Source organism: Endozoicomonas euniceicola, assembly GCF_025562755.1.
Taxonomy (GTDB): Bacteria; Pseudomonadota; Gammaproteobacteria; order Pseudomonadales; family Endozoicomonadaceae; genus Endozoicomonas_A; species Endozoicomonas_A euniceicola.
The window spans coordinates 4023558-4035072 of the sequence record NZ_CP103300.1; the positions used below are offsets into that span (position 1 = coordinate 4023558).

The 11515-nt window shown below is 48.6% G+C and carries 3 protein-coding genes; 2 read left to right on the plus strand and 1 reads right to left on the minus strand.

The features are described from left to right. Window positions 1-38 precede the first annotated feature (38 nt). Entirely contained in the window at window positions 39-2858 is a 2820-nt protein-coding gene (locus NX720_RS16385; protein ID WP_262595958.1) for an RING finger protein, read from the plus strand. A 193-nt stretch (window positions 2859-3051) separates the two neighbouring features. After that, window positions 3052-4437: a sodium-dependent transporter gene (locus NX720_RS16390; RefSeq protein ID WP_262595959.1), complete on the plus strand. Its 1386-nt coding sequence runs from the start codon at window positions 3052-3054 to the stop codon at window positions 4435-4437. Between the two features lie 4 nt (window positions 4438-4441). Here the strand turns inward: NX720_RS16390 and NX720_RS16395 are convergent, their stop codons facing one another. Continuing rightward, window positions 4442-11452, minus strand: coding sequence for an AAA family ATPase (locus NX720_RS16395; protein ID WP_262595960.1), 7011 nt, complete (start codon window positions 11450-11452; stop codon window positions 4442-4444). Window positions 11453-11515: the final 63 nt, after the last annotated feature.

The window sequence follows — 11515 nt, forward strand, 5'->3', positions numbered from 1 at the left end:
AAGCCATCTGAATAATCTTGATTTCAAGGAGACCGAACTTGAAGAATTCTAAGTTATTCGTGCGCACCATATTTCCATTTTTTTTTATTTACTTTTTCCTGGCCACCCTGTTTGACAGTTCACGGCTTCTTGCTGCCTCCGACAGTGTTGTCTGTGAAACCTTCGGCAATTTAACTTCAGGTTCTTTTGGAAAGGCGTTTTTAACAGACAGTCGTCAGGTGTATTTTAAGACAGTTGACGATAACAGAGCGGTTTTCACTCCATCTTCTGCCAGTTCACTTTTCTATTTCCTGTCAACCGTTTTATCAGCTGTCGGAAGCGCCGGTGTTGTTTTTTCAGGCAGGTCCGGAGATGTATGGAGCCACAAAAACCAGTGGCTGACGGAATCACCTTCCCAGGCATCCGTTTTAGAAGCATTGTTAAAAAACAGATTGATTCCTGATGCTTCTTTTTCCAGAGAGGTGAACGACAGAAAAAGAAACAGGCTTGAGGGAGAGTTGGAGCGGGCGATTGCTAACTGGCAGCAACTTGTTAAAAAACCGTCTTATCCTGCTGTGGCTATTTCTGTCAGCGATGCATCTATGCGGGTAGTCATTACCCGGAGCGACATTCTCCGGGGCACCAGCCTGGCTTCTCTGTACGAAGAGCTGATCAACATCCAGACGCAAAGCTATCTCGCACTACTGGATACTGAGGCGCTGAATGACATTGCAGGTATTGTCACTGGTGGTCTGGTGGCTTCCGGAAGTGGCGGTGATGGTGACGATAATGACAGCACTCATTATTCCTTCGATGCCGAACCCGATGCTGAGCCGCTGGTTATGGTCTATGACGACAGTGAGTATCCGGCGCAGGATTCAGCGGAAGAGCTGATCACGAAGAATCAGGAAAATAAACTACGACTGTTAAAAGTCCTCCGGAAAAAAATACAGCAGGCCATAGCTCTGGGCCATGGCGACCTGGCCCGGATTCTTGATAACAGAATCATGCTGATTGAAGCTGACCTTGAGCACCTGAATGATTTGGAGACATCATCAGCCGGAATAACGGAAAACCATCAGGGCTCCCCGGGTCTTTTGTCATTCCTGAAGGCATCGCTGGCTAGTGATGAGCAGGAGCTGCAGCAGCGTGATGATGCCCTGAAACAAGCACTGTCTCAATACCCCTTAGGCACTGATTACCAGAGCGTTCTTATTGTTTCCAGCGAGTTAACGCACGAAGAAGTCCTGTTCTATGACCGGTGGCAAAATACGGCCACGGGGCTGGTTTACCAGGCATTGAAAAGACGGCTGGTACAACAGTTGCAGTCAGAAACAGACGACATTAACGTGCCAACTCAACAAACTGAGTCTCTGATTTCCGGTCTTAAAGCACTGGTGCATCAATTCCGGGAGATGTTTTCAGCTGATCTTTCAAGCCGGTATGATGGCAGGCAGGTACCCCATCAAGGCAGACATGAAAGAGAACAGGAGTCTAACGCAGCCCGGGCAGCCGCAGGCGGGCAAGAATTCAGAGAGAGTCGTAACAACCACACAAATATAGCATTTCAGAGCTATGAGGGGCTTAATCAGGAAGGCGACGAAGGGGATGAGCCACCTCGAAAAAAGGTACATACAAAAGGCAATAATTGCTCGCTCTGCAACCACGGAGTTTGCAGTCAGAAGGTATCAGGAGTCGATGGGAGTGGCTTAACTGCGGCAGAAGAAAATGAGAAGTTACTAATCAATCCTACTGTAGTAGGAGAAAAAGAATTCGTTATAGGTGGCAGAACCTTCAATCTGACTCTTAAAAAACCATATCCTACAGAGTTAGCACCAATTTGTCTTATTTGTCTGGAATATCCTAAAGAACCATATTCTATATGCGAAGAAAAACACCTTTTCTGCCGGAGTTGCTACCGCGCCGGTATGAAAGATTGCCCATCGTGCAGAGTAGAGGGTGACCTGAAGGACAGATCGGAAGAACCGACCACTTTCCCAATTCAAGGCTTTCCCTACATCTGTCCTGTAGGCTGCGGTTTATACGTTGAAAAGCGCGACCTTGAAAAACACGTTACTTCATGCACCCCCCTCGATTGCGGTGCTTGTGACTATAAAGGTAACCGGTTAACCATTGATGAGCACAAGAGAAAGTTTTGCCCCGAATCAGTTGTGGCCTGCTCAAGCTGTTGCTCTGAAATCAAGCGCGGAGAATTAGATGATCACGAAAAAGAATGCCCGGAAGTTGACGTAAAATCAACTTTGCCCCAAATCGGTTCAGTCAACTTAAAAAGAAGACAGATTGTGGCACTAGAAGACGCTCTCCAGACACCACACGCAAAAATGGTTAAGCGTGAAGCCTTTGGTACTCTGCTGCAACTATATAACGATAAACCAGTAGTAGATAAGCCTTCAAAAACCAGTTTTGCACCACCGACGGTTACAACAAATCCAACAGAGATTTTTACGCTTAAATTTGATAGCAGATATTATGCCCGCAATAATGAAGTACTTCAGAAAACAAAAATAAGAACGCATCAAGGTAAAATTTATGAACTATCTGTAATAAATAGAAATACGGAAAATTGTCATGATCGCGGTAGTAGATATAGAGGGTTTCAATTACAGGTTACTCCTTGCGAAACAGACACCAGTCAACCTGTTATGGCTAACAATAATAATGTAGTAGCGATTGAAGTTCATGCCGTTAAACCATTTGCAGAGCAAGGCTTAAAAAGGAGATTCGCTTTTCCCATTGACAATTTGTTGAAAGGCAGTTGCGAGAGTCAGCAAAAAGAGTTGGCAAGGCTTTTTAACGAGGAGGAGTTATATGACATTAGTATTAAGAAAAAAGCGTTTTTTATAAAAATTATTCTCTGACAAGGCGTCCGACTTGCTCAATGGCTGCCAGCAAAGCTGGGTGTGTAGATTGCCTTATCACTGATGGAGCTATGCTTATCAGGTAGTGCTTAATGTCTACCGAAAGAGACGAGTTGGGTTTTATAGGCAATTCTACCAACGTTAATCAATGACAAGTCTATATTTCTAAAAAACCGGAACAAAGAAAGAAAATATGCCCTTAGCAGAAACTCAAAATGATCGTGCCGATTCAATTGATAGTTCTCCTCCCCGTTCTGCCTTTTCATCACGCTTCGGCTTTGTGATGGCTGCGGCAGGCTCTGCCGTAGGGGTTGGCAATATCTGGGGGTTTCCAACCCAGGTCGCGGATCATGGTGGTGCAGCTTTTATTCTGGTTTACCTGCTGATGGTGGTCGTACTGGCCTACCCAATGCTTGTGGCTGAGATGACAATCGGCCGTATGGCACAGAAAAACCCGGTGGCAGCCCTGGGGTCACTGTCCGATAAACCTTTCTGGAAAAAGACCGGTACAGTTGTCGGTATTGCCGGTATTGTCACGTTATCCCTGATTATCAGTTTCTACGCCATTATTTCCGGCTGGCTTCTGGCCTTCACACTGGAACCTCTGGCAAAACTGGCAGGAATGCCCGGACTGGCCAGCTGGCTAACCAGCTTTTCTACCTCACTCAACCTGATTGCCATGGTGGCTTTTATGGCTTTGACGATCCATGTGGTACGGGCAGGTGTCAGCAACGGTATTGAGCGCTGGTCAAAAAAACTGATGCCTATGATGTTCATTCTGTTGCTTGGCCTGGTTGCCTATATCATGACTCTGGAGGGAGCTGAACAAGGCTTGATCATGTATCTGAAACCGAATTTCAGCCATATCCTTGAACCCTCTTTGCTGGTTAGCGCCATGGGGCAGGCCTTCTTCTCACTGTCGCTGGGTGTCTGCGCCATTATGGTTTACGGCAGTTACCTGTCTGAAAAAGAGAGCCTTCCGAAAACCGCTGCCATGGTAACGGTTCTGGATACCAGCGTCGCTCTGCTGGCCGGATTACTGGTTATACCCGCCATGACGGTTGCCCAGGCAAACGGCGTGACTATTTATGCAGCCAGTGGCACTTTGCTGGATTCTGACACACTGGTGTTCACCGTTCTCCCCACCCTGTTCAACAGCATGGGGAATGCTGGTTCTATAGTTGCCATAGCGTTCTTCACCCTGATGACCATCGCTGCCCTGACGTCAGCTATTTCCATGCTGGAAGCCCCGGTTAATACTGTCTGTGAACAGCTGAAGTATGGCCGTTCAAGAGTGTCCATCGTGATTGGTGGAGCCGTGTCAGTGGTATCAGCCATTATTATCCTGAACTTCGAAGCGCTTTTTGGCCTGGTAGTCACCTTGACAACGGTTTACGGGCAACCGCTTTTAGCCCTGCTGTTTGGACTCATGCTGACCTGGGTTCTGCAACGGGATCGCCTGCTGAATGAGCTGAAAAAAGGTTGCCCGGACATGGCGCAAAGCCTGTTCTGGAAAATCTGGCCCTGGTATGTGAAGTTCGTTTGTCCGGTGTTGATGCTACTTGTTCTTTTGAAATAAACGCTCAGCTGCCTGAGTCCTGGAAACGCCTGACAAGGTACTCTTTAAACAGATTCTGCAGTGTTTTACCCTGGAGAAGAGTGGCCGATGGCCCCAGCAGGTCTTTGATTCTTTTTTGATCCAGAAGTGTTTCCGTTGCTTTGTCGGCATCACGATATAATGCCCTGATATCAGTAACGCCGGGCGGTGTTTGATAGCAACCCGCTTTAATCGTTTTTCCTTCTTCCGTTTGACAGGGGCTTGAGCACAGCCACCACCCTTCTGTACTGGTATCCTGGCTGGCAAGCCATTGGAAAAAACGTTCCAGCTCCTGCTCCAGGGATGGCTCGTCACTCCGCCCCTGTTTTATCCCAACCCTGGCTTCGACGCTGAGTGACTTGTCTTCAGTCCCGAACGAGATCAGAGATTCGTCACCCATCACATGGCCTGGCGCTGCTTGATAGCTGCTCTCCCACGACGCTTTACTGGCTGTTACGACAGTGCTGCGAGTACCTGATGAAACGGAACCTCCCTGTTGTTCGCCCCTGTTTTCCCGTCCGTTTTTCCAGGCAAGGTAGAGGTTTCTCAACTCCCACAGAACGGCGGCATCGAGATGCACAACAGCGGGTTTTGTTGTCCGGCTTTCACCTTCTGTTGTCTTTTTGAAACAAGGTTCTCCCAAGGCCATCCGAGTGACTGAAAGACCTTTGCTGGAATAGGTATGCTGCCAACGGTTCTCCAGCCCGGCTTCCTGAAGTCGTCTTTTAAGAATCTGCGAGTTTCCTCTGACTCTGATCAGGCTATTGTCTTTCTGGTCACCCATGCTGCTCTGCCATTGCTGTTCTCCGGCAAGCTCCCTTCCATAAAAATCATTCAGCCGCTGCGCCGCGAAATCGGTCTTCATTCTCTCCAGAACATCAAGATAGTCTGCCGTGTTGTAATGGTAATCCCGGTGATCCAGGTACGAACTAACCCATTCACATAATGGTGATTTTGCAAAAAAATCGTGTCGGGACCATTTTTTTATCACCATTAAAAGGTTGGTTTTGTTTTGCCCCTGCGTGTTATCAAGAGCCAGGGTCATATCGAGCAATGACACCCACTCAGGCTTTTCCATAAGAAGAAGCGCAAAAGGCCTGGAGGACAGGAAGTGCAACATTTGAGCGCAGGCATACCGCTTTTCAGCGTCGGAGGCATCCTGAAAGCTTTTTAGCAGACCCTGCAATTGTGTAGCCTCCTGTTCCGTCATTGCAGCGTCGGTGGTCTGGATATCGGACAACACTTTAACCAGCTGAGTTTGCCTGGTACAGGAATCTATAGCAGGTGCATTTAATTCTGGCTCTGCCGGCATACCTTCCAGCCAGGCTTCCACCTTGCTGTCAACGAAATGTTTACGCTTCAGGGCACTTTCAGCTTTTCCCACGCCTTCTGTCACGCCTTCTGTTACTGTTAAAACAGTTTCTGTCGTATCAGGGCTGCCCGCATCAGCCTCTGCCACGGTGCCGGTCAAAGAGTTCTGAGGCAAGCGCTCCCCGGTTGCCTGCACGTTTTCCGGGTCAAGCTCTGTATTGGTAGCCACTATAGCCTGCCCCGGTATGAAAGCCCCCAAATCAAATGATGGATTGCCCGGTGTTATGTTGAGTAAATAGTTACCGATGGTAACAATCGGGCTGATGACTCTGTTGATTAAAGACCGTCTGCAAGAAACAGCGGGGGGAATGATCTCGCGTGGTCCCCCACCAAGATCCACCCGATACCAATGTCTCCCATTATCAGGGCTGACCTCGGCGTATTGGTGACAATCGTTCCTTACTATGCGTGTCGGAATGCCCAGATACCCTGCAAGCAGAGCAAACACTAATGCCCGATGGCGACAAACCCCCTGCTTGCGCCTGATCGTGTTCAGTATCAGCTCAGCACCAGAACCAGGCAGGTTTTCAGTATAAGAAAAGGATTGACACCATTTCACCAGTGCCCGTATCTGTTCAGAAGGTGAGCCCTGTTGCTTTATATGGCAGAGTTCATCAAAACTGGCGCAGTGGTCACCAGGCGGTCGTTTAAAAATGTGGTTATCCAGCCACTCCCGGGTATTCTGGCTGATGAGTTCCTGTGATAATTCAAATGCCGTCCCGCTATCAGGAAGCCTGTCATAAGCCGCATCGGGAATCACCTTAAAGTCAATGGTAACGGATTCACAGCCCTGTTCCATTGGGGTAGGACATCGCACTAACCATTGTCCGGTTGAGTGACTGCGGGCAACCTCCAGCTTCCAGCCCTCCCGGCACTCTATGCCTTGTAACTGGTCGTTGGGCGTTAGTCCCGGCAGAGCCAGCCACTCGCTACTAAGAAGAAACTGGCAAGTGGCTTCGATAGCGCCCAGATCCTCAAGAGCCAGCCTCGTTTTCCAGGCAGGCGCAGGAACCATCGTTATCCCCTTATCTTTTGGATCAATCAAATCCTTCCGCCAGAATTGACTAGCGTTGAGTTGATATAAATCTGTTCTATAACTTCTCTGAGGATAGAAATAGCTGGAAAATAAGGTCGCGCACCTCAAGCTGCCTCCATCATTGCTGATCACATTACCGTCAAGTTGAATGATCGTTGCAGGCGACGACCTGTACCTTGGCTTAACGCTTTTTGAGGAAGGCTGCGAAGCAACTGTCAACCGGTTAGCTGTCTTCTTATAGACAGGGGCATAAACACTGTCGGGCATGCTGAAACTGACATGAGTCAGCCCTGCCTGATCAGCGGTATCCATATCGACAAGGTAGTTCGGTAAATCGGACAAAGTGGATAAATCAGCCATATCGATACGCTCACCGGATCCGGATCCTTTGACATCCTTCACGGTCATGGTATTAATCGCTTTTACTGTATCCGTCACAGGGCAGGAACTGTTGAGGTCAGACATCGTGACCTGTGCCAGCTGAAGTTCCAGGGCAAAATGCTGTTGAAACAGGACTTCCCAATGGCTGGCACTACATTGGTTCATCAACGGCACCAGCTGGGACAGATCCGCCATAGAAGGTCTCAGGGGTAGTTTTTTCTCCTCCAGTATCCGCTCCAAAGCGATAAAACGGTTTGCCAGCCATTCCGACAGTTGAGCCGACGATGCCATTCGTCCAGTCACGCTACGGATATCCTGAGCGCTGAAAGGGCTTAGTTTAATTTGAGTGCAACGGTTTTTAAGGGCGGGACTGAAGACTTCCCTGCCTTCAAAATCACTGGGGTTCACGGTGGCAATCAGCTTGAAGCCGGGAGCGGCATCCCCGCACAAGAGCCCGTTAAACAGGCCTTCAAGATTAGCCGTAGGAATCAGGTTAAGCTCGCTGACTACTACGGTGGTGCCGTTCTTCATGGCCTGCTCAACCACCCGGACCAGATGATCCCAGTCATTCAGGCTGGCATTGATGTGCTGGTAAGAGACTTTCTTATGATCCTCCTTGCTGAGTGCCTTTTGCCGGTTCCACTCCTCTAAAACGCAGGTCAGGATAAAATCCTTTCCCCACCCGGCCGGGCCTTCAACAATGACACCGTTTCGCCCCTCATTCTTTTCCAACATGAGCCAGTACTGTTTCACCAAAGTAGTGATAGAACCGGTAGCTATATCCACCTCCGGTCGGTTTTTGGCCAGGGAGCAGATAAAGGCAGCAAACCGGTCGTCAACCCCTTTCAGTATTGAATCATCAGCGGGGAACTGCGCCTGCCGCCAGAGTCTGAGTGCAGAAAGAGCCTCCTGTTGCTCTTCAGATACCATCTTGTCAAGGCATTCCTCAAAGGCACGTTGAATCAACGCATTGATCTTTGACGGGCTCATTGCCACTTTATCCCCGGGATCAGCATGGGTCAGAGTGAGATTGATATGCGCCAGAAGATCCTTAATATCCCGTGGGCCAAACACCTCATTCGGCAACAGCCTTTTATATTGCTCCAGTTGTGCCAGAATCACGCCGCAGGCGTGGCATTTCAGCGGGTTATCCCATTCCCCGGGCAGGCCAGGGTAGATGATGGAACGCATGAGCAGTTGCGCATCCATGGGGGGATAAGCAATAAACTGCAGTCTTTTACTGATGCTTGCGCCCAGCTCTCGTCCCCCGTAAGTGTCTGGATTTCCCGTCATAACAATGCGGGACTTTTGACGCACCTTAATATACTCCCCTCTTATGCTGAGATGGAGAATGCCATTACGACCTGTAAGCCCGACTAATGGCTCGAATAATGCATCGACTCCCAGGTTGGCTTCATCAAGAATCAGTACCGGAGGGTTGGGATTTTCAGCCCACTTCTGTAAGGGCCCCTTCTCAAAAGTGCTGTAGACATTCCCATCAGGGGCCGTCTTAATGACCTGCCGACCGTATAAATCCTCATAGGTGGTATGGGGGCCAATGGTTATCCTTACAAAGGGCGGGTCAGGTCGTTCCGTTCCGGCAAATGCCATGGAAGCTGCCATTTCGGCCATCCATGTTTTACCGGAACCGGCTTCTCCCATCAGAAAAATCATAGGGTAGGACATAATGTCCTGAGTCAGCTTGGCCATTCGCCCCGATTGCCGTGAGGGGCTATGATTTTCTCCATCAAGCAGAGCCTTGGGAAAATCTTCAAAGCCCGGAGGCAGCGGCTGTTTTAAAATGCCTTCAAGAATCTGTTTGATTCTGGAGAGCTTGTCCGGCTCAGACACTGGTTCATCATCAAGAAGCGTGCAAACCTCTTCGAGCTGTTCAAATATTTTTATATCGCTCTGAACATCCAGATCATTGGCAATAATCCAGTAGCGAAGCTGTTTAATGCGAGTTTTGTGGTAATAATGCAAGTCAACAACCGAGGAAAGATCAACGTCCAGTGTTTTTGCCCACTGCGCCTTCTCCTGATCATTGTCAATTGCCCCTACAAGATACCGTTTAAGAGTATCAAGACATTCATGGCTCAGCTCATTGAGGTCTTGTGAATAATTTTCCTTAAGAGAAGGAAAAGCCCCGGAGGGGCAATGCTGGGCTAATACCCAGAAGTCTTTACGAACATCCTCATCCGTGGCAGAAGGGTGTTCCCAGATCCACATTTGCAGAGCCTCCTTATCAGCTCTGGGAGTTAACTGGCAACCTTTAAAAAAAGGCTTGCCCCGATGCGCCATCAACTGCACCCTGTCTTTACGATAAAACCACCCCCAGGCTGGCGGATAAGGGCTTACTTGTTTTATATGGGTTTTGACAAAACCGTATTTATAAGGTTTGTCACGATAAGGATTGGCATAGACACGCAGTAAAGGATCATTATTCAGGTCGGGCTTGCCGACAATGGACGGACTTTTCGTAAGTCTGGCGTGTGCTAAAGAAGGAATGTATTCGGGATTTATCAGCTCTAGCTCAGTGCACTTTTCAGACATTTTTTTAAGATGCCGAAGAGCATCTAAAATAGCCTTTTCCAAAAGAAGAATATTCTTATCAAACGGTATGTACTCGCTATTGAAAAGTTTAATATTGATATCTTTGTTGGATAATATGACTTTTCGGCCATGAATAATTAAATAAGGGGGAGACTCCTCTAAAAAAAAGCCTTCCTTTTTAGCTTTTCCGGCTACTTCATTGTCCTGAAAATTAATTTTAATTCGGACTTTGTCCTGGCTGCTTTTTAGCGTTTTTAATAAAGCGGTATCACTGACTTTAAATTTTTGCTGCTGCCTGCTTTTTAACTCAACGGTTTGAAACAAGCTGTCCCAGTCTTCACACGAGCCAATTTTAAAATTCTCACCCTTAGAAACATCGGGACTTTCTTTATATTGATTGTGAGGCCTGGTTCTGTGGTCAACCAGCTCAGGTCGGCTGGCTTTATCCATGCTTTCAAAATGATGAAGCAATAATCTGAGTTGGGACTCAGGTAAACCTTCGTTAATGACAATCTGCTCGCAGCCTTTTGCCAGTTCTTCCAGAGGGTTATAGCTGACACAAAAACCTTCGTCGTTTAATACCGTGCTTCTGTTCAATATCTCAACATTGCTTGCGCTGACCAGAACGTAAGTGGCCTTCAGGTCAGCCTCTGTCGCATAACGCTTTAATTGCGCCTCAATGGCCTCTGTCGGCGTGGTTGAGCGATGCATTTTCAGGCCATCGGGGAGAGCAACCCATTGCCCGTTAGCCTCAAACCCACCTTCACGAAGTGCTGTTGAAAGCGTACTGGTGAATTCCTGATTATCCCAGGGTGCATCTTTCAAAGTCAGGTGTTCGCCTGGTTTCAGTTGAGCCAGCCTGCCTTCAACGTAATCAATCCCTCCCTGGCGATTTATCTGAACGCCTCCAAACAGCTTTTCACGCCAGTCATTTTCTGTAAAACATTCAATCTCCGCCCCTCCTCCGGGCTTCTCCCCCACAGGCGGAACGCTCTGTTCCAGCAGTGTCTCGTTGTCCAGCATCCCGGGAAAAACAGTGACTGACTCTTCCAGTGTGTAACGCTTCAGTCTGCGCCAGCAATCCGGCCCCACCATCTGACTGGTGGCATCGTCCATCATTGCCACCAGGCGAATAGGCTTGCCCACCGGCCGCCCCCGGAAATGAGGCGGGGTATCCAGCAGGTCATTCAAACTGGCAATCTGTCCGGCCGTCATTCTGGTCAGGTCAATGGCGAGGGTTAAAGAGTGTTCGCCAAACAGTCGCCCGTCTTCCTTTTTCATTTCGCCATTGGTAAAGACGAGGGTACTGAGTAAACCCTGGTCTTCCAGTTCACCCGGACTACTGATATAAAAAACGCGCTTGCCCGGATGTTGATCTTGACTGCGTTGCTTTGCGTCATAGCGGAGCTGTTGCAGCAATGCCTGTCGGTCAATATCTCCGTCAATAAAAACCAGTGAATTGCGGTTGTTCCGCAAGGGGGGGCGACTGTCTGACAGGGGCAAGGCTGTTTTTCTGGTGCTCAGGCGTCTGGGTTCTCCGGGTTCGGAAACCTTTGCTTTTTCGTCCAGAATGACTGGCTCGCTAGCAGGAGGAGCTATAGAAGAGTCTGCTGACGGGAAGGGGGTAACGTAAGACGCCTGTCCATTGACATTCATGTTTACTCTCCCTGTTCATTGCAAACCTACATTGACGTGGTTTGCCGTTATTCCATTAAACAG

What these genes read in the sequence shown, in the direction of transcription:
- NX720_RS16390 (WP_262595959.1), top strand. Translation starts at nt 3,052, where the DNA reads ATGCCCTTAGCAGAAACTCAAAATGATCGTGCCGATTCAATTGATAGT.
- NX720_RS16395 (WP_262595960.1), bottom strand. Translation starts at nt 11,452, where the DNA reads ATGAATGTCAATGGACAGGCGTCTTACGTTACCCCCTTCCCGTCAGCA.